Below are 22,185 nucleotides of genomic sequence, written 5' to 3'. Positions count from 1 at the left end.
CCAGCCGGCGCAAGCGCCCTGATCCCGCCCGCCAGCCCCCGCTTCCGGGCCCGATTCTTAAGCCCCCGAGGACGAGCAGGAGCCGCATCCCGATGTCCGAGCCTGAGATCTCCTCCGAGATTCCCGATCGTCACACCACCGCGGGCAAGCTCGCGGATCTGCAGCGCCGCATCGACGAGGCCACGCACGCGGGCTCGGCGCGAGCGGTGGAGAAGCAGCACGCCAAGGGCAAGCTGACCGCGCGCGAGCGCATCGGCCTGCTCCTCGACGAGGGCTCGTTCACCGAACTCGACGAGTTCGCGCGGCACCGCTCGACCAACTTCGGCATCGAGAAGAACCGCCCGTACGGCGACGGCGTGGTGACCGGCTACGGCACGGTGGACGGCCGTCCGGTCTGCGTCTACTCCCAGGACTTCACGATCTTCGGCGGCTCGCTCGGCGAGGTCTACGGCGAGAAGATCGTCAAGGTCATGGACTTCGCCCTGAAGACCGGCTGCCCGATCATCGGCATCAACGACGGCGGGGGCGCCCGGATCCAGGAGGGCGTGGTCGCCCTCGGTCTGTTCGCCGAGATCTTCCGCCGCAATGTCCACGCCTCCGGCGTCATCCCGCAGATCAGCCTGATCGTCGGGCCGTGCGCGGGCGGGGCCGTCTACTCCCCCGCGATCACCGACTTCACGGTGATGGTCGACCAGACCTCGCACATGTTCATCACGGGACCGGACGTGATCAAGACGGTCACCGGCGAGGACGTGGGCTTCGAGGCCCTGGGCGGGGCCCGTACGCACAACACCACCTCGGGCGTGGCCCACTACATGGCGGCCGACGAGAAGGACGCCTTCGAGTACGTCAAGGCGCTGCTGTCCTACCTCCCGTCCAACAACCTCTCCGAGCCGCCGGCCTTCCCCGACGACGCCGACCTGGAGGTCGGCGACGAGGACCGGGAGCTGGACGTGCTCATCCCGGACTCGGCGAACCAGCCGTACGACATGCACAAGGCGATCGAGCATGTGCTGGACGACGGCGAGTTCCTGGAGACCCAGCCGCTCTTCGCGCCGAACATCATCACCGGCTTCGGGCGGGTCGAGGGCCACCCGGTGGGCATCGTCGCCAACCAGCCGCTTCAGTTCGCGGGCTGTCTGGACATCGACGCCTCCGAGAAGGCCGCCCGCTTCGTCCGCACCTGCGACGCCTTCAACGTCCCGGTCCTGACCTTCGTGGACGTGCCCGGCTTCCTGCCCGGCACCGACCAGGAGTACAACGGCATCATCCGGCGCGGCGCCAAGCTGATCTACGCCTACGCGGAGGCGACCGTCCCGCTGATCACGGTCATCACCCGCAAGGCCTTCGGCGGCGCCTACGACGTCATGGGCTCCAAGCACCTGGGCGCCGACCTCAACCTGGCCTGGCCGACCGCGCAGATCGCGGTCATGGGCGCCCAGGGCGCGGTCAACATCCTGCACCGGCGGACCATCGCGGCCGCCGAGGACCCCGAGGCGACCCGCGCCGAGCTGATCGCCGACTACGAGGACACGCTCCTCAACCCGTACACCGCCGCCGAGCGCGGCTACGTCGACGCGGTGATCATGCCGTCCGACACCCGCCGCCACATCGTCCGGGGCCTGCGCTCGCTGCGCAACAAGCGCGAGAGCCTGCCCCCGAAGAAGCACGGCAACATCCCGCTGTAGGCGACATCCCCCATCCCCATCCCAGGAAGGGCTGTTTCCATGATCAAGATCATACGGGGCAATCCGACCCCAGAGGAGCTCGCCGCCGCGCTCGCGGTGGTCCAAGCGCGCGCGGCGGCCGCAGCGGCCGCCGCGCAGGGCGAGGGCGCGCCACCGGAGTGGTCCGACCCGGCCCGCACCATCCCCGCCCGCCGGGTGCCACACCCGGGGCCGAGGGCGTGGCGTACGACGTACTGGCCGAGCTGAGGCGCGTACCGGCCAGGTCGTAGCGGCGTTCACGGCCTTGCCCAAGTCATCGTTTGCGCGAAAATAGTCCCTTCCGCCCGTGGCGCCTGAGTACGGGTACTCAGGCGCCACGGCCATGGAACGGCGCAGGATCGACCGCATGCTGTGGTCCGACCCGCCCGATGAGCCGCCCGACGAGCTGCGGCGGGCCCAGAACATGCTCCGCCGCGCGGGCACCGTGCTCGCGGTCGCGACCCTGGCCCTGATGCTGCTGCTGAGCCTGCACCCGTGACCGGCGGCCGGGCCTACTCGGTGCCTGGCTCCCGGCCCACCGCGCGGCCCGACTGCCCCCGGCGGACGCGGTACGCGAGTGGTGACGGGTCGCGCCCCCGGCCCCTGTCTCGGGCCATCGGGCCGAAACCACAGCATGCCCCGACAACCCGCGCCGGGCCCCGCGGCAAGGCCCGGCGGGCCCCCGGGGCACAGCCCCGAGCGCGGGCCCAGGGCGCAGCCCCCACGCGGCGGAGCCGCACATCGAAACCGCGCAAAGGGCGAGGCGGGGGCTCGTATCACCGGGCGGCTCCGCCGCGTGGTGCCGCCCGCCTAACCTAGGCGCATGACTGACACGCAGCGCGCTCTCATCCTCGCCTCCGCCTCCCCCGCCCGCCGGGCCCTGCTGCGCCAGGCCGGCCTGGCCTTCGAGGTGATCGTCAGCGGCGTGGACGAGGACGCGCTGAACGCCGACACCCCCGCCGAGCTGGCGCGCATACTCGCCGAGGCCAAGGCGGGCGCCGTGGCCGCGCTCCCGGAGGCGGCCGGGGCGCTGGTCATCGGCTGCGACTCGGTCCTGGAACTCGACGGCCAGGCGCTCGGCAAGCCCGCGGACGCCGAGGAGGCCACCGCCCGCTGGAAGTCCATGCGTGGCCGCTCCGGCGTACTGCGGACCGGGCACTGCCTGATCGACACGGCGACCGGCCGCCGCACCTCCGACACCGCCTCCACCACGGTCCACTTCGGCGAGCCGACCGACGCCGAGATCGCGGCGTACGTCGCCAGCGGCGAACCGCTGCACGTGGCGGGCGCGTTCACGCTCGACGGCCGTTCGGCGCCCTTCATCGACGGCATCGAGGGAGACGCGGCGAACGTCATCGGGCTGTCCCTGCCGCTGCTGCGCCGACTCCTGGCCGAGCTGGGCGTGAGCATCACCGACCTGTGGGCCGACGCCGAGCGATGACCGCCGGGCGGTGACCCGCCGAGGCCAGTCAGAGCGCCGACCGCTCGGCGCCCCTCAGGCCCTCAAGCCCTCAGGCCGGATCCGGATGCGGCGCGTCCCCGCCTGAGGCTCCCCGGGCCGCCGTGGTGCCCGGGGCGGCGGCGTCGCCCTCGGCCGCGCCCGCCGGCTCGTCGTACGACAACAGGCTCAGCACAATCAGGCCGAGCATCACCATCATGAGCGCGAAGGCCGACCAGCCGACCAGGCCGACCGAGAAGGCGCCCACCAGGCCGTGCACCACCGCGCAGGTGACGAGCAGAATGCGGGCCAGGCGCCCGGGCGCGCGGTCCCGTACAGCGGTGCGCAGCAGCACCAGGCCGCACAGCAGCAGATAGAGGCCGAAGACCCCGCCCGCGACCCAGGTGCCGATCGACATCGCGTCCGTGTCGAGGCCGCCCAGGGACATCTGCTGCCGGTCGACCACCAGGCCCAGGACCCAGTTGAGCAGCGCTATCCCGGCCGCCTCCACGATCAGCATCACGGCCGTCACCACGGCCACGGGTCTGCGCGCCACCCCGCCCACCTCTTCCGCTGCACCGGCTCGGGGCCGTCCCCCCGAGGAGGTTCGACATTGTGAACGCTACTAACGAGTAAGCCCCCCGACAAGGGGGCGCGAACGCACTTGTACGACCGGAACCCCGCGGCAAAGTTTCCGTCCCCCGTTCGTAGGGATCCCACAAAGAAACATGCAGCACCGCCGCTCGGGTCACCGGAGATCCTGGCCACGGCGTGAACCGCCGTACGGCCCGAAAAACCGGGCGTACCGTGGAACGACGGGGGAGTCGGCTGCCTCTTCTCGGCAGGGTTCACGCTCCGTGTGGTCAAGCTCACGCCCGAGTTCTTCTCGGCGTGTGGTGTCGCCAGTACCTAAACTCGGCTTGTTTCGAGGAGGGAGCCATCGTGCGCAAGGTGCTCATCGCCAATCGTGGCGAAATCGCGGTCCGCGTTGCCCGTGCCTGTCGGGATGCCGGGATCGCGAGTGTTGCGGTCTACGCCGATCCGGACCGGGACGCGGTACACGTGCGCGCGGCCGACGAAGCGTACGCGCTGGGCGGTGACACCCCCGCCGCCAGCTATCTCGACCAGACCAAGGTCCTGGCCGCCGCCGCCGAGTCCGGCGCGGACGCCATCCACCCCGGCTACGGCTTCCTCTCCGAGAACGCCGAATTCGCCCAGGCCGTCCTCGACGCCGGCCTGACCTGGATCGGCCCCCCACCCGCGGCCATCCGCGACCTCGGCGACAAAGTCGCAGCCCGCCACATCGCCCAGCGAGCCGGAGCCCCCCTGGTCGCCGGCACCCCCGACCCCGTCTCCGGCGCCGACGAAGTCCTCGCCTTCGCCCAGGAACACGGCCTGCCCATCGCCATCAAAGCCGCCTTCGGCGGCGGCGGCCGCGGCCTGAAAGTCGCCCGCACCCTCGAAGAAGTCCCCGAACTCTACGACTCCGCCGTCCGCGAAGCCGTCGCCGCCTTCGGCCGCGGCGAATGCTTCGTCGAGCGCTACCTCGACAAACCCCGCCACGTCGAAACCCAGTGCCTCGCCGACACCCACGGCAACGTCGTCGTCGTCTCCACCCGCGACTGCTCCCTCCAGCGCCGCCACCAAAAACTCGTCGAAGAAGCCCCCGCCCCCTTCCTCACCGACACCCAGAACGCCGAGCTCTACCGCGCCTCCAAAGCCATCCTCAAAGAAGCCGGATACGTCGGCGCCGGCACCGTCGAATTCCTGGTCGGCACCGACGGCACCATCTCCTTCCTCGAGGTCAACACCCGCCTCCAGGTCGAACACCCGGTCACCGAAGAAGTCACCGGCATCGACCTGGTCCGCGAAATGTTCCGCATCGCCGACGGCGAACCCCTCGGCTACGACGACCCCCCACTCCGAGGCCACTCCTTCGAGTTCCGCATCAACGGCGAAGACCCCGGCCGAGGCTTCCTCCCCGCCCCCGGCACCGTCACCACCTTCACACCCCCCACCGGCCCCGGCGTCCGCCTGGACGCCGGAGTCGAATCCGGCAGCGTGATCGGCCCCGCCTGGGACTCCCTCCTCGCCAAACTCATCATCACCGGCGCCACCCGCACCCAAGCCCTCCAACGCGCCGCCCGCGCCCTCGCCGAGTTCCAGGTCGAAGGCATGGCCACCGCCATCCCCTTCCACCAGGCCGTCGTCACCGACCCCGCCTTCACCAGCGATCCCTTCACCATCCACACCCGCTGGATCGAAACCGAATTCACCAACACCATCACCCCCTACACCCCCACCAGCACCGACGAGGCAGAGGAGCCCGTCGCGCGGGAGACGGTGGTCGTCGAGGTCGGCGGCAAGCGGCTGGAGGTCTCCCTCCCCGCATCCCTGGGCATGGCCACAGCCCCCACGGGCGGCGGCGCCGGAGCGAAGAAGCCCAAGCGCAAGGCGGTGAAGAAGTCCGGCTCGGCCGCCTCGGGTGACGCGCTGGCCTCGCCCATGCAGGGCACCATCGTCAAGGTCGCCGTCGCCGAAGGAGACACGGTCGCCGAGGGTGACCTGGTCGTGGTCCTGGAAGCGATGAAGATGGAACAGCCCCTCAACGCCCACCGCGCCGGCACCATCAAGGGCCTGTCCGCCGAAGTCGGCGCCTCCCTCACCGCCGGCGCCGTCATCTGCGAAATCAAGGACTGACAGCCAGGCAGACAGCCGAACCCTGGGCCCCGGTCGATCCCTCGACCGGGGCCCAGGTGCATACGGTGGCGACCGGCGCCGCCCGCGCGGCAGGATGTGAGCTCGGCCGAGCAGGGGGAGCCCATGGCGCAGGAGAATCTGGAAGCACTCATCAGGCGGATCCAGGCGGCCGCGCGGAGCGGGGACCCGGCGGCGCGGCGGGCGTGGGACGCGCTGATCGCGCTGGTGCTGCGGCGGGAGGCCGCCCCGGGAGACCTTGTGATGGCTCCGCACCAACTCGTCGTACTGATCGAGGAACGCAGCCGCGAGGACCAACAGTTCGCCCAGGCCTTCCAGGAGTGGACGAGCCGATACGGCACGATCGCCGGGAGCGGCGAGGTCCACAACGAGATCAGCGGATCCATCAACATCAACGGCCCTGTCATCCAAGGACGGGACTTCCACGAAAGCATCACGTTCGGGGACGCCCACGCCGCCCGGCCCCCCGGCCCTCCGTTCGGCGACGACGACTGGGACGACGAGACGGACGACAACGCGTGACCCGTCCGCCCGACACCCACCCACGGGAGGCCCGCCCCCGTGGGTGACATCGCCAAGGGCGTGCTCGGCGGCGCCTGGACCCTGCTCGTCGGCTGGATCCTGCCCACCGCCCTCAACCTGTCCGTCTTCTTCTTCGCCGTCGCGCCCAGCCTCCACCACATCGACCTGGCGCAGCGCCTGTGGCCCTCGTCGAAGGTCAACACCGCCCTCCTCCTGCTGACCGTCTCCCTCCTCCTCGGCCTCGTCGTCTCGGCGGTGCAGACCCTCCTCTACCGCCTCCTGGAGGGTTATGTCCTGTGGCCCGCCACCGCCTACGACGCGCGCTGCCGCCGCCATCGGCAGACCAAGCGGGACCTCCGCGACCGCCTCACGCTGCTGCGGCTGGAGGGCCGCGAGCGCGAGGGCGGGCTGCCGCCGGAGGCCGCCCGGCAACTGGCCGGCCTGCGCGCCAACCCCCGTATCGCCCGCGCCGCCCGCAGGGACCGCCTCCGTACGGCGGCCCAACGCGCCCTGTTGCAGGAGCGGTTGATCCGCTACCCCATCGACGACGACCAGGTCGCCCCCACCCGCCTGGGCAACGCCATCCGCCGTCTCGAGGAGTACGGCTATGACCGCTTCCGCCTCGACACCCAGGTGCTGTGGGGCGAACTGACCGGCACGGCGCCGGAACAGGTCCGCCGCCACGAGGAACTGGCCCGTGCCAGCGTCGACTTCTTCATCGCCCTGCTCTACGGCCACGCCGCGGTGGCTGCGGCCGCGCTGGCCGCCCTGGCCTCCGGGGACGCGGACCGCCCCGTACTGCTGACCACCGCCGCCGTCCTGGTCGCGCTGATCCCGCTGTGGTACCGGTCCGCCGTGACCGCCACCGACGAGTGGACCGCCGCCGTACGGGCGCTGGTCAACGTGGGCCGCAAGCCGCTGGCCGAGTCGCTGGGCCTGGCGCTGCCGCCCGCGCTGGCCGCCGAGCGCACCATGTGGACGCTGGTCTCCCGGCTGTCCCGGCTCCCCTACCACGAGCGCGCGGCCGCCCTCGACCCGTACCGCGCCGATCCCCAGCCGCCGCTGGTCTGGCCGCAGCCCCCGCCGCCGACGCCGCCCGGCCCCGGCTCGTAATGGCATGCTTGGTCCAGGCACCCGTACCACCCGTACGACCGACGGCGCAGGGAGGACCGCGATGGCAACCGAGACAGCCACGGCGCACACCCCGCCGCGCGCCATGCGCGCCGACGCGCGCCGCAATTACGAGCGGCTGCTGACCGAGGCCAGGACCGCGTTCGTCGAGCACGGCACCGACGCGTCGTTGGAGGACATCGCGCGCCGCGCGGGCGTCGGGATCGGCACCCTCTACCGGCACTTCCCCAACCGCACCGCGCTCATGGGCGCCGTCTTCCAGAAAGAGGTGTGCGCGCTGCTGGCGCGCGCCCGCGAGCTGGCCAAGGCGCCGCGGCCGTGCCATGCGCTGGTCGACTGGTTGCGCGAGATCATCGATTACGCCAGCACCTACCGCGGGCTCTCGCACGCCCTGATGGCGGCCTCCGGGGACGAGAGCTCATCGCTGGCCCAGGGGTGCGGTCTGCCGATGCGCGAGGCGGGCAGCGCCCTGCTCGCCCGCGCCCAGCAGTCCGGGAACGTACGGTCGGATGTCGGCATAGACGATCTGATGCAGCTGACCAACGCCATCTCGCTGGCCGTGGAACAGTCGCCGGACGACCCGGAGTTGGCCGACCGGCTACTGGCCCTGACCTTCACCGGCCTCAAGCCCCGCTGAGCCGGCTGAGGCTTCACCGCCCTCACCGCCCTCACCGCCCTCAGCGCCGCCGTGGCGCCAGGTCCGCGACCCGGCCTCCCGGCTGCTCCGCCAGCGGCGCCGCGCCGCGCAGCGTGGCACCGGGCCCGGGCCCCGGTGGGTGCGGGTGGTTGCGGCGCGGTCCGGGGAGCGGTAGCCCCTCCTCCGTACCGCGCGGCGGGCCGCCGAGCCGGGGCTGCTGGCGCCCCGGCCCCGCCGGGCCGCCCTCACCGCCGCCCGCCGGGCCCGAGCCCGCGCCCGGGCCGGCCACCGCGATCTGCACGCCCTGGTCGGCGAGGGCCTGAAGCTCGGTCAGGGCGCGGTCGTCGTGCGGGGGCGGCTCGTCCGTCACCAGACGGGTGATCACATCCGTCGGCACCGTCTGGAACATGGTGTCGGTGCCCAGCTTGGTGTGGTCCGCGAGGACCACCACCTCCGCCGCCGCCTGCACCAGCGCCCGGTCGACGCTGGCCGACAGCATGTTGGACGTGGACAGGCCGCGCTCGGCGGTCAGCCCGCTGCCGGACAGGAAGGCCCGGCTGACCCGCAGCCCTTGGAGGGACTGCTCGGCACCGCTGCCGACCAGCGCGTAGTTGGAGCCGCGCAGGGTGCCGCCGGTCATGACGACCTCCACCCGATTGGCATGCGCCAACGCCTGCGCGACCAGCAGGGAGTTGGTGACCACGGTCAGGCCCGGGACGCGCGCGAGCCGGCGGGCCAGCTCCTGCGTGGTCGTCCCGGCGCCGACCACGACGGCCTCGCCCTCGTCGACGAGACCGGCCGCGAGATCGGCGATGGCCGTCTTCTCCGCGGTCGCTAGATGGGATTTCTGCGGGAAGCCGGACTCCCTGGTGAATCCGCCCGGCAGCACCGCACCGCCGTGCCGGCGGTCGAGCAGTCCTTCTGCCTCCAGCGCCCGCACATCCCGCCGTACGGTCACTTCGGAGGTCTGGACGACGCGGGCGAGCTCGCGGAGCGACACCGCTCCGTTCGCACGCACCATTTCAAGGATCAATTGGCGACGTTCAGCAGCGAACACGAAACTGACAGTAACGCCAGCGACCGTCTGGTTTCAGCAGCTTGCCCCAATTAACAGATGTTGTTCGTCTGCGACCCCACGAGATGGTATAGGGCGGATATAGGGGGCGAACTACGCCTCTTCCTGCGTCTTGCGCGTGTGCAGCTGCCGCGCCACCTCGGCGATCGAGCCGGACAGCGACGGGTACACCGTGAAGGCGCTGGCGATCTGCTCCACCGTCAGGTTGTTGTCGACCGCGAGCGACATCGGGTGGATCAGCTCGCTGGCGCGCGGCGCGACCACCACACCGCCGACCACGATGCCGGTACCCGGACGGCAGAAGATCTTCACAAAGCCGTCCCGGATGCCCTGCATCTTCGCCCGCGGGTTGCGCAGCAGCGGCAGTTTCACCACCCGGGCGTCGATCTTCCCGCCGTCCACATCGGCCTGAGAGTAGCCGACCGTGGCGATCTCCGGGTCCGTGAAGACGTTCGCCGAGACGGTCTTCAGATTCAGCGGAGCGACCGCGTCGCCGAGGAAGTGGTACATCGCGATCCGGCCCTGCATGGCCGCCACCGACGCCAGCGCCAGCACCCCGGTGCAGTCGCCCGCCGCGTACACGCCCGGCGCGCTGGTCCGCGAGACCTTGTCGGTCCAGATGTGCCCGGACTCCTTGAGCCGGACCCCGGCCTCCTCCAGGCCCATCTCGCCCGTGTTCGCGATCGAGCCGACGGCCATCAGACAGTGGGTGCCCGTGATCACCCGCCCGTCCGCGAGGGTCACCTCCACCCGGTCCCCGACCCGCTTGGCGGCCTGCGCCCGCGAGCGCGCCATCACGTTCATCCCGCGCCGGCGGAAGACGTCCTCCAGCACCGCCGCCGCGTCCGGGTCCTCGCCCGGCAGCACCCGGTCCCGGCTCGAGACGAGGGTGACCTTCGAACCCAGCGCCTGGTACGCGCCCGCGAACTCGGCACCCGTGACACCGGAGCCGACCACGATGAGCTCCTCCGGGAGCTCGTCCAGGTCGTACACCTGCGTCCAGTTCAGAATGCGCTCCCCGTCCGGCAGCGCGTCCGGGATCTCCCTCGGGTGCGCCCCGGTCGCCACCAGCACGGCGTCCGCGACCAGCGTCTGCTCGGTACCGTCCGCGGCCCGGACAATCACCTTCCGTGACCCGTCGGGCGCCTGCGCCGGCTCCAGCCGCCCACGCCCGCGCATCACGCGCGCGCCCGCGCGGGTGACCGAAGCGGTGATGTCATGCGACTGGGCCAGCGCCAGGCGCTTCACCCGTCGATTGACTTTGCCCAGGTCAACGCCCACCACCCGGGCCGCCTGCTCCAGGGGCGGGGTGTCATCGGCGACGATGATCCCCAACTCCTCGTAAGAAGAGTCGAAGTTCGTCATCACCTCAGCAGTGGCGATCAACGTCTTCGAAGGCACACAGTCGGTGAGCACCGATGCCCCACCCAGACCGTCGCAGTCGACGACGGTCACCTCCGCGCCGAGCTGGGCAGCGACGAGCGCCGCCTCATAGCCGCCGGGTCCGCCACCAATGATCACGATCCGAGTCACATGCTCCATTGTCCCGCACCCGTTCGAGATCACTCCTCCGGGGGTTCCCGGCGCCCCCGAAACCTTCACCTCCCACTCCCGTACCCTCTGAGCCATGTCGCTCTACGCCGCGTACGCCGGCAACCTCGACGCGCGGCTGATGTCCCGCCGCGCACCGCACTCCCCGCTGCGCGGCACGGGGTGGATCAACGGCTGGCGCCTGACCTTCGGCGGCGAACAGATGGGCTGGGAGGGCGCTCTCGTCACCATCGTCGAGGCCCCGCGCTCCCAGGTCTTCGTCGCCCTGTACGACATCGCCCCCATGGACGAGGAATCCATGGACCGCTGGGAGGGGGTCGGCCTCGACGTCTACCGCCGGATGCGGGTCCGCGTCCACACCCTGGACGGCGACGAGGCGGCCTGGCTGTACGTACTGAACGGCTACGAGGGCGGTCTGCCCTCCGCCCGCTACCTCGGCGAGATCGCGGACGCGGCCGAATCCGCGGGGGCCCCGCACGACTACGTCATGGAACTGCGCAAGCGCCCCTGCTGAGACCGCGGCCCGGCGACGCCTTCTCCGCCTCCTCTCCGCTTCCCCTCCGCACCTCTTCCGCGCGCCTCTTCCGCGCGCCTCTTCCGCGCGCCTCTTCCGCGCGCCTCTCCGCGTCTCGTCCGTGCACCTCTTCCGCGCGGTTCGATCGCGCCTTGGCAACGAATCGAACACCGCTGTCGATACTTCTACGCGCGTAGGCAATCACCGGCTAGTCTCATGCGCGTGAACGCATCAGTTACCCATCAGGGGGACCCCCACGCCGCCGCCGACGCCGCGGCCGCACGCCTGCGCGAACTCACCGGCGAAGAGACCCACGACGTCGCCCTGGTCCTCGGCTCCGGCTGGGTACCCGCCACCGACGCCCTCGGCGCCCCGGAGCACGAGTTCCCGGTCACCGATCTCCCCTCCTTCCCGCCGCCCGCCGTCGAGGGCCACGCGGGCAAGATCCGCTCGTACAAGATCAACGACAAGCGAGCGCTGGTCTTCCTCGGTCGCACGCACTACTACGAGGGCCGCGGTGTCGCCGCCGTCGCGCACGGCGTACGGACCGCCGTCGCCGCCGGCTGCAAGACCGTAGTCCTCACCAATGGCTGCGGCGGCCTCCGCGAGGGCATGCGCCCCGGCCAGCCGGTGCTGATCAGCGACCACATCAACCTCACCGCCGCCTCCCCGATCGCCGGTGCGCACTTCGTCGACCTCACCGACCTCTACTCGCCCCGGCTGCGCGCGCTCTGCAAGCAGATCGACCCCACCCTCGAGGAGGGCGTCTACGCGCAGTTCCCCGGCCCGCACTACGAGACGCCCGCCGAGATCACCATGACCCGCACCCTCGGGGCGGACCTCGTCGGCATGTCCACCGCCCTGGAGGCGATCGCCGCCCGCGAGGCGGGCGCCGAGGTCCTCGGCATCTCCCTGGTCACCAACCTCGCGGCAGGCATGACGGGCGAACCCCTCAACCACGAGGAGGTCCTCCAGGCGGGCCGCGACTCCGCCGCGCGCATGGGGAGCCTCCTGGCACAGGTCCTCGACCGCATCTGACCCCGGCCACCGACGACGCTCCGGGGCGGCGGGGCCCGACCCGCCAGCCCAGGGCCGTCGTCCTCGGGCCGCCGACTGGAGCCACCGCCCCCGGTCCCCTGCCCCGAGCCACTGTCCCCACCCGCCGACCCCGGGCCGCGGATCCGATCTACCGAAACGCCCTGCTGCCCTGCTGCCCTGCCCAGCCGACCTCGTCAACCACCAGACCGGTGGACAAGCGACCGCCGGCCGGGCGACGGGGTGACAGCTATCGACCACCACTCGGCACGGACCCATCCCGTGCCGGACCCGGACGGTCCCGGACGGTCCCGGACGGTCCCGGGCGTCACGGCCGTTTGCCGGGGTACTCACTGGTCAGCCACGCTCGGCGGCCGTGCCCGGCAGCGCCGAGCCGGCGGGCGCGGGGGCGCGGCAGCGCGGCTCGGGCCCGCCCCGGAACCGACACACGCCCCCCGAGACCCCCACAGCCACCCCCAGGAGGCCGCCCATGGCGCCCACCCCCGAGTCCGAACTCATCTCCAAGGCCAGCGCCTGGATGGCCGAGGACCCCGACCCCGAGACCCGCGAAGAGCTGGCCAAGCTGCTGGAGGCGGCCGACGCGGGCGAGGCGGGCACGTCCAGGGACCTCGACCAGCTCGCCGAGCGCTTCTCGGGCACCCTGCAGTTCGGCACCGCCGGCCTCCGCGGCGAGCTGGGCGCCGGGCCCATGCGCATGAACCGCGCCGTGGTCATCCGCGCCGCCGCCGGCCTCGCGGCGTACCTCACCAAGCAGGCGGGCTCCACCAGGCAGGCGGGCCCCACCGGGCAGCAGCCCGGCCTCGTCGTCATCGGCTACGACGCCCGCTACAAGAGCGCCGACTTCGCCCGCGACACCGCCGCCGTCATGACCGGCGCGGGCTTCCGGGCCGCTCTGCTCCCGCGCCCCCTCCCCACCCCCGTTCTCGCATTCGCCATCCGCCACCTCGGCGCGGTCGCCGGGGTCGAGGTCACCGCCAGCCACAACCCGCCCCGCGACAACGGCTACAAGGTCTACCTGGGCGACGGCTCCCAGATCGTGCCGCCCGCCGACCTCGACATCGCCGCCGAGATCGCCGCGATCGGCAGCCTCGACGACGTCCCCCGCCCGGACTCCGGCTGGGAGACCCTCGGCGACGACGCCCTGGACGCCTACCTGACCCGTACCGACGCCGTCCTCACCCCGGGCTCCCCGCGGGACGTACACGTCGTCTACACGCCCCTGCACGGCGTCGGCGGCGAGACCGTCACCGCCGCCTTCGCCCGCGCGGGCTTCCCGGCGCCCACGGTGGTCGCCGAGCAGGCCGACCCGGATCCGGCCTTTCCGACCGTAGCGTTCCCCAACCCGGAGGAGCCGGGGGCGATGGACCTGGCGTTCGCCACCGCTCGCGGCCTCGGCCCGGGGGGCGCCGACATCATCATCGCGAACGACCCGGACGCCGACCGCTGCGCGGTGGCCGTACCGGCCGCCACCCCCACCCAGTGGCGCATGCTCCGGGGCGACGAGGTCGGCGCGCTCCTCGCCACCCACCTCATCCACAAGAGCGCCCGCGGCACCTTCGCGACCTCGATCGTCTCGTCCTCCCTCCTGTCCCGCATCGCGCACGCCGCGGGCCTCCCGTACGCCGAGACGCTGACCGGCTTCAAGTGGCTGGCCCGGGTCGACGGGCTGCGCTACGCGTACGAGGAGGCGCTCGGCTACTGCGTCGACCCCGAGGGCGTACGTGACAAGGACGGCATCACAGCCGCGCTGCTCGTCGCCGAACTGACGGCCGAGCTCAAGGAGCAGGGCCGTACCCTCACCGATCTGCTCGACGACATCGCGCTGGAGCACGGGCTGCACGCCACCGACCAGCTGTCGGTCCGCGTCGAGGACCTGTCCTTGATCGCCCAGGCCATGAAGCGGCTGCGCGAACAGCCGCCCACCGAACTCGCGGGCCTCGCCGTGTCCTCCTGCGAGGACCTCTCGCGCGGTACGGCGACCCTGCCCCCGACGGACGGCCTGCGCTACCGCCTCTCCGGCCGCATCGGCATCAGCCCGGGGAGCACGATCCAGTCGGCCCGGGTGATCGTCCGCCCGAGCGGCACCGAGCCGAAGCTGAAGTGCTACCTGGAGGTGGTGGTCGACGTCCCCGGGGCGGACGCGCTGACGGCGGCGCGCGCGACGGCGGAGCAGGTCCTGTCGGCGCTCAAGGCGGATCTCGCGACGGCGGCGGGTATCTGAGGCAGGCCGCGTCCGGGACGCCTGAAGGGGCCCGCCGGGTTCCCGGCGGGCCGCACCTGGCCGGCGGCGGAAAACCGGTATCAACCACCCATCCGCCGGACGCGGAAGGTGCGGCGGTAGGTGTCCGGGGGCACGCCGACCGTGCGGTTGAAGTGCCGGCGCAGGGTCGTGGCGGTGCCCATGCCGGTGGCTTCCGCGATGACGTCGACACTGTCGTCGGTGGTCTCCAGCAGCTCCTGGGCGTGGCGGATCCGCTGGGTCAGCAGCCACTGCAGCGGGGTGGTACCGGTCACCGCCTTGAAGTGACGGCCCAGATTGCGCGAGCTCATGCTCGCTCGGCGGGCCAGGTCCTCCACGGTCAGCGGATGGTCCAGCCGTTCCATCACCCAGGGGAACAGATCGGCGAGCGGGTGGTTGTCCGGGGCGGGCACGGGGGTGTTGACGAACTGGGCCTGGCCGCCGTCCCGGTGCGGCGGCACGACCAGGCGGCGGGCGACCGTGTTGGCGATCGACGAGCCGTGGTCGAGGCGGACGAGGTGCAGGCACAGGTCCATGGCGGCGGCCTTGCCGGCGGAGGTGAGCACGCTGCCGCCGTCCACGTAGAGCACGTCCGGGTCCACCTCCACCCGGGGGTAGCGGGCGGCCAGGACATCGGTGTGCGCCCAGTGCGTGGTCGCGCGCCGCCCGTCCAGCAGACCGGCGGCCGCCAGCACGAACGCGCCCGTGCACAGGGAGGCCACGCGTGCGCCCGCCTCGTGGGCCGCGCGCACCGCGTCGACCAGGTCGGCGGGCGGGTCCTCGTCGACGTCGGCCCAGCCCGGGACGATCACAGTGTCGGCGCGCGCGAGCCGGTCGAGGCCGTGGTCGGGCTCCAGCCGGAACCGGCCGAGCCGCACGGCGCGCGGTCCGCAGACGGCGACGTCGTACCAGGGGTCGGCCACGCCAGTCATGTCGGCGGCGAAGACCTCGTACGCCAAGGACAGTTCGAAGTTCAGCATTCCGTCGGTGACGGCCAGCGCGACAGTGTCCACGTCCGGAATTGTATGGGTCATGTCGTTCCGGACACTCGTGTGGGACCCCCGCCTTCGTCAGGATGTCCGTGACAGACCACGGCAGATCATGTGAACACGAGGGGGAACCCATGGGATCGGGGCTCAAGGTAGCGGTGTTCGGCGCGTACGGGCACACCGGGCGCTTTGTGGTGGCACAGCTGCGGGAACACGGGTTCGTGCCCGTTCTCTCCGGGCGCGACGCCGACAAGCTGAAGCTCCTGGCGGAATCCGAATCCGGCCTGGACGCCCGCCCAGCGTCGGTCGACGACCCGGCCTCGCTCGACCGCGCCCTGGCCGGTGCCGCGGCCGTGATCAACTGCGCCGGGCCCTTCGCCACGACCGCCGCACCCGTGATCGAGGCGGCGCTGCGCGCCGGGATCCCGTATGTGGATGTGGCGGCCGAGATCGAGGCCAACGTCGATACGTTCGCGCACTTCTCCGACCGCGCCCGCGCCGCGGGAGCGGTGATCGTCCCCGCGATGGCCTTCTACGGCGGCCTCGGCGACCTGCTGGCCACCGCCGCGATGGGCGACTGGACGGCCGCCGACGAGGCGCACATCGCGTACGGGCTGAACAGTTGGCACCCCACCGCCGGGACGCGCGAGGCGGGCGCGGTCTCCCAGCAGCGGCGGGGCGGCCAGCGCATCCGTTACACGAACGGACAGCTGGAACACCACAACGATGAGCTGCCGACCCTGGAGTGGCCCTTCCCCGACCCGATGGGTCCCCGGGCCGTCATCGGGGAGTTCACGATGGCCGACGTCGTCACCGTCCCTAGCCATCTGTCCGTCCCCGAGGTGCGCACCTATATGGCGGTCGAGGCGGCCAGGGACCTGTCGGCCCCGGACACACCGGCGCCGACTGCGGTCGACGAGCGTGGGCGGTCCGCGCAGACCTTCCTCGTCGATGTCGTCGTGCGCTCCGGAGACACCGAACGACGCGCCGTGGCAAGGGGCCAGGACATCTACGCCGTCACCGCGCCGCTCGCGGTGGAAGCCGTTCACCGCATCCTCACGGGCCAGACCAGGACGGTCGGTGTCGCCTCCGCCGGCGAGATCTTCGACGCGCCCGGCTTCCTCCGCGCGCTGTCCTCGTACATGTCCTTCGAACTGTCTCAGTAGCGGGCGGCGCCCGCCCGCCGGTGCGGCTCGCCGGCGTAGTCGGGCAGGGCCACACCGCTGCTGACCTTCTCCCCGAGCCTGAGCATCCAGTTCAGGAAGACGGGCTTGGACAGCAGGCCGTTGCGGAAGCGCAGGCCGGTCGCGGTGCCGGGCGCGAGGAACTTCCCGGTGCGGTTGCCGCCGGTCTGGCAGCCCTTGGCGTACTTCCGGAGCCTGTCCTCGTAGCGCGTGAAGGCCGCTCGATGGTCGCCTCCGGCCCGCGCGAGCTCGCCGGCCAGCACATAGGCGGCCACCATGGCGGTCCCAGTGCCCATCCCCCCGATGGTGGCCCCGCACGCGGCGTCGCCCACCAGGCACACCCGGCCCCGTGACCAGGTGTCCACGTCCGCCCGGCTGATCGAGTCGAAGTACAGCTCAGGGGCGCGGCGCAGCGAATCGAGCAGGCGGGGCACCTCCCAGCCGAGCCCGGAGTAGGCGTCGGCGATCAGACGCTTCTGCTGCTCGGGGTCGTGGCGGTCGTACGACAGCTCGGGCGCGGCGAAGACGAAGAACGCCCCGGCCCGCGCCGGGTCCCGGTGGTCGGCCCCGACGGACGCGAGCCGCCCCGGCGTGTTGTAGCCGACCGAGCCCCGCTCCCACCCCCGTTCGTTGGCGAGCTGCCAGGTGGCGGCGTAGTAGCCGAGGTGGCTCACGTAGTCCTCTTCGGGGCCGAAGGCGAGGCGCCGGACGTTGGAGTGCAGCCCGTCCGCGCCGATCACCAGGTCGAACTCGCGCGAGGCCGCGTGCCGGAAGTCGACCCGCACGCCGGAGGGGGTCTCGGTGAGGCCGGTGATCGAGTCGCCGAAGATGTACTCGGTGTGGTCCAGGCCGCGCTCGTACAGCAGTTGGGCCAGGTCGCCGCGGAGCACCTCGATGGCGCCGCCGGCGAACTCCGCGGGCAGGTGCAGCAAGGTCCGGCCGCTTTCGTCGACGAAGCTCATCGGGGAGCCGCCGGTCTGCATCGCGCGCAGTTCGGGCAGCAGGCCCATGCGCTCCAGCACGGTCAGGTGCGTATCGCCCCGGAAGTCGACGGCCTGGCCGCCGCCGCGCAGGGCCGGGGCCAGCTCGACGACCGTCGGGTTGAAGCCGTGGCGCCCCAGCCAATAGGCCAGCGCCGGACCGGCGATGCTCGCGCCGGAAATGAGGACGTTCCGGTTCATGGTGCCTCCATCCCTGAGAACTGTGTCCGATGGACACGATTAATTACTGTGTACCATAGACGCAGTTATTTGGCACGCCAAGACGCCAAGGCATCGCGCGGTGAGAGGAGCGACGGACGTGGGCGACAACCACGCCGAGACCGTGCGGCTGCTGTGGGGCCCCCACACCAAGCCGTCGCGCGGCCCCCGGCCGACCCTCGACCTGGACCGCATCGCGCGGGCCGGGATCGAGATCGCCGACTCGGAGGGCCTGGCCGGCGTCTCCATGCAGCGGGTCGCCGCGCAACTGGGCGTCACCAAAATGGCGCTGTACCGCTACGTCCCGGGCAAGGCCGAGCTGGTCGCGCTGATGGTCGATGCCGCGATCGGCCCGTACCCGGCGGCGGACTCACAGCCGCCGGGCTGGCGGGGGCAATTGGCGGACTGGGCCCGCTGTCTGCTCTCCGTCTTTCAGCAACACCCATGGACGCTGGACGCCACCATCGGACCGCGGGTCATGGGGCCCGCGGAGCTGACCTGGATGGAGCGTGCCGTCTCCGCACTGGACGGTACGGGGCTCAGCGGCGCCGAGCGGATGGACGCGGTCGTCCTGCTGGTCGGCCATGTACGCGGCATCACCCAGCAGGCCCGGGCAGCGGGCCCGGCGGGCACCCCCGAGGCGGAGCTGAGCGGCATCCTCGCCGACCTGATGCGGGCACAGGGTGAGCGTTTCCCCGCCCTGGCTGCCGCCCTCGCCTCGGCGGAGCAGCCCGGCGGGCAGGACCAGGCGTGGGAGTTCGGCCTCCAGCGCATCCTGGACGGTCTGGCCGTACTCATCGACCAGCGCGGGCACTGACCGTCGTACACAATCGCGACCATGGATTTGAACGACGTACTGCGCTGCCTCAAGGAGGCCGAGACCGACCGGCGTCGGCCCGAACTCTCCGGCAGGCGCTATGTGTCCGTGGCCAACCGCTACTCCCATGACGACGCCTCCTCGCTGCCCCTCGACCTCTTCGACGGGATCGACGACGAGGAGGGCGAGGAATGCGAGACCCTCGCCGCGTTGGGCGAGGCCACATCCGTGTACGACGCGTTGGACATCCTGGCGTCCGCCGTGCTGGACGAGGTGGGGGATCCGCCCGGCGAGGACGACATGAGGGAGGCGGACCTCCAGCGGCTGGACGGCATCCACTCACCGGCGCACCGCGCTCTCGCGTGCCTGCTCATGGGCTACGACGGCGCCATCGACGTGGACACGAGCGCAGGCGCGGGCTGGTTCGCCGGTGCCCGCATCGTCTTCCTCAGCACAGCGGTCCCGCCCAACCAGGAAGCCGACTACGGCATCCTCGAACTCCAGCCCACCGGCGAGCCCACGGACGCCGACCGCGCGCTCATGGACGCCGCCGAGGCCGGTGACGCCGACGCCATCTCCGAGGCCCTGAGCGAGGGCGCCCACATCGACGCGCTGGACGAGCGTGGCATGAGCGCACTCCACATCGCCGTGGCCCACCGCCGGCCGTCCGCCGTGACGGCGCTGCTCGCGGCAGGAGCCGATCCCGGACTCCAGGCCGCCTACAACAACGCCCCCCAATTCGCGGCACTCGACGACATCGAGCGGGTCGCGGCCGGCACGGAGCGGATCGAGGACGCCGACCACCTGGACATCCTGCGCACACTCATCGAGGCCGGAGCCCCCATCAACGCGCAGAACCGCGACGGCTCGACGCTGCTCGACCTGGCGATCGCCACCCAGCCCTACTCCGAGGAGACGATCCGTTTCCTCGTCGGCAAGGGCGCACGCAGTGTCCGGCTCACGGATCCGGATTTCGGCCGCCTCCTGGCCGACCTGCCGTACCGCGGCGGCCGACAAGCCCTCGAAACACGCGTCAGCGAAGTGCGGTTCCTCCTGGAGTCGGGAGCCCGTCCCGAGGACGCCGAGGTGGCCGCCCAGCGGCCGTGGCTACGGGATCAGGACGGCCCGGCCTTGCACGCGCTGCTCCACTTCACCGGGTACTACGAGCGCGAGGTGCCCGGCGAGATACTTCTCGCACTCGTCGACGAACTCCTCCGCCACGGTGTCCGCGACACGTCGTACCAAGGCAGCACCGCGCTGGAGTGTGCCGAGGAGTGGGTGAAAAACGGTCACGCCAATTACGAGCCGGTGGTGCGAAGGCTGCGCGAGGCCGCCGCCGAGGACGACCTCTGACCGAGGGCAAACGGCCCGGCGGAGCTTTGGCTTTGTGGTGGGAATAGGACGGCGACACGCCGTGATGTCGGCGTGTCGCCGTCCTATTCTCACCACAAACACGCCGGCATTGCTCACAGGCGGGAGAAACAGGCCAGGTCGGTCAGCGGTTCCAACGCGTCCACGGCCGAACCGCTCATATCGATGCCCGCGAGCGCGACGAACAACGGCCTGGCGTCATGCCAGACCAGCCTCGCCCCGTAGGTTTCTCCACCCTGCTCGTCCAAAACCAGGCCGAGATACGCCACCAGGCCGCCGTCATCGCCGTCGACGGCGCGTTCCACATGGAAACCAACCTGGGCACGGAGGGCAGTTCCGAAACGGCGACCGAGCGCGAGCGGAGTCACGCCCACCGAACCGCCCCCGTCCACCCTGCTCTTGGCGAACGCGTACGACTGGCGGACTTCGGACCAGCCGCCCTCCGCCAGACACTCGACGAACGCGTCCAGGTCGGCCCGCAGGGCCGGGGGCAGCTCGATGGAGGGGACACACGCCCGCTGCCGCGCCCCGGCATCCTCTTCCTCCCCCGCCTCCCGCTGGTCGTCCCCGCCCGACGCCACCGGCGCGGGTTCGTCATCGATGCGCGTCAGATCAGGCGGAAGGAGGGTATAGCCCAGCTCCGCGAACACCGTCTCGGCAGCTGCCGCACCGTCCAGTTGCGGGTAGAAGGCCCACGAGTAGCTCCCCACAAGCTGGTGCCCCACCACCAGGGCCATCAGCGGCCGGGCGATCTCTGTGGCAGCGGACATGACCTCGGGCGGGAAGTCGTCCGGGTCCTCCGGAATCGCGGATTCAATCTCCTTGACGCACCGGTTGAGGAAGACGAACGGAGTGTCCAGCCACTCTTCCCGATCCACCGCATGCGCCGCCTCCACCGCGGCCGGCACCTGCCGGGGACGCAGAATGAGCGCCCTATTGTCCCCGTCGGCAGCGTCGCCGAAGGCGTCGGCGAACTCCTCCCGATCGAAGGCAGGCTCGATGCCGTGTTCGCTCAAGGTCACCCACACATTGCCCAGTGCCCAGGCCGCGTCGCCGGCGGCGATGGCCGCCAATACCCGGCGCTGCCGCGGATCGAGGTCGTCGCGCGTGAAGGGAGTCGGCAAGGACTCCCGGGCCCGCGGCCCGAACGTCGCCGCCAGCAGCATCTCGTACAGCGACATCGCCCGGTCCTCGTCCGTCTCCGAGACCAGGAGGGCGCACACCGCGTCGAGCAGTTCCGGGGACGCCTCGCCGGAAGCCAGCAGAGACTCGCAGCGGGCCAACGGACTGTCCCGGGTCAGCGCGCGGGTCCACTCGTGCAGCCGCGTCAGGCTCTCCCCGTCGCACAGCAGGCCGGTGAGCGTGTCCGCCACTTCCGCCCCACCGCGCGGCGCGCGGGCCAGCGCCCATGCCAGCCGCACCGCGCCGTCCGCCTCGCCGCCGTCCGCCTCGCCGCAGTCGGCCGACAGCCGCCCTGCGTCCATCTCGCCCAACGCCAGCCAGGCGCCCGCACGCACGGACGGCTCCGGATCGGCTGTCAGCCGCGCCACATCGTCGGCAGCCTCACGGAGTTCGGCCGACGACAGGGCCCACAGCACCCGAAAACGCACCCCCGCGTCGCCGTCCCGCAGCAGGGGCGTCAGCCGAGGCACCTGCACGGCCATCACCGCCAGCGCAGCGGCGTGCCCTGTGTCGCCGCCGTGGCACACATCGCCCAGGAACGACAGCAGATCCTGACGATCCGGATATCCGGGCTCCAGGAGGATATCGACCAGGAACGGAACCGCCGCGGCTGTCGCCTCGTACACCGACCCCTGATGGCACAGGCTCCCGTACATGTCATAAAAAGCACCGTTACGGTCTTCGGCATCGGCCGACCGCAGCGCACCCAGAAGCCCGGGAACGTCGGTGGCCGCGCCGTACGCGTGCTTCAGCGATGCCCAGTCCACGTCTTCGATGTTCACGTCGACATCCAAACATCCGGGTCAGACATCGCAACGATGGTTGGACACAGCGGAGTTACCGCCCGAGGCAACCC

20 protein-coding genes are annotated in these 22,185 nt (G+C 71.6%); 14 read left to right on the top strand and 6 right to left on the bottom strand.

Features of this window, described 5'->3' with window-relative positions; genetic code table 11:
- The first annotated feature begins 92 nt into the window (after positions 1-92).
- The 4 genes from ACWY4P_RS31425 to ACWY4P_RS31410 all read left to right on the top strand — a co-directional run bounded on the left by ACWY4P_RS31425 (position 93) and on the right by ACWY4P_RS31410 (position 3,147).
- Positions 93-1,688, top strand: coding sequence for an acyl-CoA carboxylase subunit beta (locus ACWY4P_RS31425; protein ID WP_456203845.1), 1,596 nt, complete (start codon positions 93-95; stop codon positions 1,686-1,688).
- Between the two features lie 39 nt (positions 1,689-1,727).
- A complete protein-coding gene (locus tag ACWY4P_RS31420; protein WP_456203844.1) occupies positions 1,728-1,934 on the top strand; it encodes an acyl-CoA carboxylase epsilon subunit in 207 nt (68 codons plus the stop codon).
- A gap of 139 nt (positions 1,935-2,073) precedes the next feature.
- Positions 2,074-2,205 (top strand): morphogenic membrane protein MmpB, encoded by a 132-nt coding sequence (mmpB, locus tag ACWY4P_RS31415; protein ID WP_456213123.1) that lies wholly within the window; start codon positions 2,074-2,076, stop codon positions 2,203-2,205.
- A gap of 324 nt (positions 2,206-2,529) precedes the next feature.
- Positions 2,530-3,147 (top strand): Maf family protein, encoded by a 618-nt coding sequence (locus ACWY4P_RS31410; protein ID WP_456203843.1) that lies wholly within the window; start codon positions 2,530-2,532, stop codon positions 3,145-3,147.
- 70 nt (positions 3,148-3,217) lie between these two features.
- On the opposite strand, the gene ACWY4P_RS31405 is transcribed toward ACWY4P_RS31410, so the two are convergent.
- Entirely contained in the window at positions 3,218-3,700 is a 483-nt protein-coding gene (locus tag ACWY4P_RS31405) for a hypothetical protein (RefSeq protein WP_456203842.1), read from the bottom strand.
- A 386-nt stretch (positions 3,701-4,086) separates the two neighbouring features.
- Here ACWY4P_RS31405 and ACWY4P_RS31400 point away from each other — a divergent pair, with 386 nt between their 5' ends.
- From ACWY4P_RS31400 to ACWY4P_RS31385, 4 genes are all read left to right on the top strand, one after another.
- The gene (locus ACWY4P_RS31400) at positions 4,087-5,844 is read left to right on the top strand and encodes an acetyl/propionyl/methylcrotonyl-CoA carboxylase subunit alpha (protein ID WP_456203840.1); all 1,758 of its coding nucleotides are present in this window, start codon (positions 4,087-4,089) and stop codon (positions 5,842-5,844) included.
- Positions 5,845-5,967: 123 nt separating this feature from the next.
- Complete coding sequence (locus ACWY4P_RS31395; protein WP_456203839.1) at positions 5,968-6,384, top strand: hypothetical protein; 417 nt, start codon at positions 5,968-5,970, stop codon at positions 6,382-6,384.
- A 39-nt stretch (positions 6,385-6,423) separates the two neighbouring features.
- Positions 6,424-7,497, top strand: a complete 1,074-nt coding sequence (locus ACWY4P_RS31390) for a hypothetical protein (RefSeq protein ID WP_456203838.1) — start codon at positions 6,424-6,426, stop codon at positions 7,495-7,497.
- Between the two features lie 61 nt (positions 7,498-7,558).
- Positions 7,559-8,152 (top strand): TetR/AcrR family transcriptional regulator, encoded by a 594-nt coding sequence (locus ACWY4P_RS31385; protein WP_456203837.1) that lies wholly within the window; start codon positions 7,559-7,561, stop codon positions 8,150-8,152.
- A gap of 40 nt (positions 8,153-8,192) precedes the next feature.
- On the opposite strand, the gene ACWY4P_RS31380 is transcribed toward ACWY4P_RS31385, so the two are convergent.
- Both ACWY4P_RS31380 and ACWY4P_RS31375 read right to left on the bottom strand, forming a co-directional pair.
- Positions 8,193-9,173, bottom strand: a complete 981-nt coding sequence (locus tag ACWY4P_RS31380; protein ID WP_456203836.1) for a DeoR/GlpR family DNA-binding transcription regulator — start codon at positions 9,171-9,173, stop codon at positions 8,193-8,195.
- Between the two features lie 147 nt (positions 9,174-9,320).
- On the bottom strand, positions 9,321-10,769 hold the full coding sequence (locus tag ACWY4P_RS31375; protein WP_456203835.1) for an NAD(P)H-quinone dehydrogenase: 1,449 nt from the start codon (positions 10,767-10,769) through the stop codon (positions 9,321-9,323).
- Between the two features lie 85 nt (positions 10,770-10,854).
- Here ACWY4P_RS31375 and ACWY4P_RS31370 point away from each other — a divergent pair, with 85 nt between their 5' ends.
- From ACWY4P_RS31370 to ACWY4P_RS31360, 3 genes are all read left to right on the top strand, one after another.
- Complete coding sequence (locus ACWY4P_RS31370) at positions 10,855-11,292, top strand: gamma-glutamylcyclotransferase (protein ID WP_353588174.1); 438 nt, start codon at positions 10,855-10,857, stop codon at positions 11,290-11,292.
- 216 nt (positions 11,293-11,508) lie between these two features.
- Positions 11,509-12,330 (top strand): purine-nucleoside phosphorylase, encoded by an 822-nt coding sequence (locus ACWY4P_RS31365; protein ID WP_456203833.1) that lies wholly within the window; start codon positions 11,509-11,511, stop codon positions 12,328-12,330.
- 487 nt (positions 12,331-12,817) lie between these two features.
- Complete coding sequence (locus ACWY4P_RS31360) at positions 12,818-14,569, top strand: phospho-sugar mutase (RefSeq protein WP_456203832.1); 1,752 nt, start codon at positions 12,818-12,820, stop codon at positions 14,567-14,569.
- 80 nt (positions 14,570-14,649) lie between these two features.
- Here ACWY4P_RS31360 and ACWY4P_RS31355 read toward each other — a convergent pair whose 3' ends face one another.
- On the bottom strand, positions 14,650-15,600 hold the full coding sequence (locus tag ACWY4P_RS31355; RefSeq protein ID WP_456203831.1) for a helix-turn-helix domain-containing protein: 951 nt from the start codon (positions 15,598-15,600) through the stop codon (positions 14,650-14,652).
- A 110-nt stretch (positions 15,601-15,710) separates the two neighbouring features.
- On the opposite strand from ACWY4P_RS31355, the gene ACWY4P_RS31350 reads away from it, so the two are divergent.
- Entirely contained in the window at positions 15,711-16,742 is a 1,032-nt protein-coding gene (locus ACWY4P_RS31350; protein ID WP_456203830.1) for a saccharopine dehydrogenase family protein, read from the top strand.
- Here the strand turns inward: ACWY4P_RS31350 and ACWY4P_RS31345 are convergent.
- Positions 16,736-17,941, bottom strand: coding sequence for an FAD-dependent monooxygenase (locus ACWY4P_RS31345; protein ID WP_456203829.1), 1,206 nt, complete (start codon positions 17,939-17,941; stop codon positions 16,736-16,738). The two genes, ACWY4P_RS31350 and ACWY4P_RS31345, sit on opposite strands and share 7 nt — an antisense overlap.
- 118 nt (positions 17,942-18,059) lie before the next feature.
- On the opposite strand from ACWY4P_RS31345, the gene ACWY4P_RS31340 reads away from it, so the two are divergent.
- Positions 18,060-18,776: a TetR/AcrR family transcriptional regulator gene (locus tag ACWY4P_RS31340; protein ID WP_456203828.1), complete on the top strand. Its 717-nt coding sequence runs from the start codon at positions 18,060-18,062 to the stop codon at positions 18,774-18,776.
- A gap of 21 nt (positions 18,777-18,797) precedes the next feature.
- Positions 18,798-20,129, top strand: a complete 1,332-nt coding sequence (locus ACWY4P_RS31335; RefSeq protein ID WP_456203827.1) for an ankyrin repeat domain-containing protein — start codon at positions 18,798-18,800, stop codon at positions 20,127-20,129.
- 113 nt (positions 20,130-20,242) lie between these two features.
- Here ACWY4P_RS31335 and ACWY4P_RS31330 read toward each other — a convergent pair whose 3' ends face one another.
- Positions 20,243-22,111 (bottom strand): HEAT repeat domain-containing protein, encoded by a 1,869-nt coding sequence (locus ACWY4P_RS31330; RefSeq protein ID WP_456203826.1) that lies wholly within the window; start codon positions 22,109-22,111, stop codon positions 20,243-20,245.
- Positions 22,112-22,185 lie beyond the last annotated feature (74 nt).

This window comes from Streptomyces sp. LZ34 (genome assembly GCF_053890475.1).
Note: the sequence above shows the minus strand (reverse complement) of the source record. Positions and strands in the feature narration are given on the sequence as shown.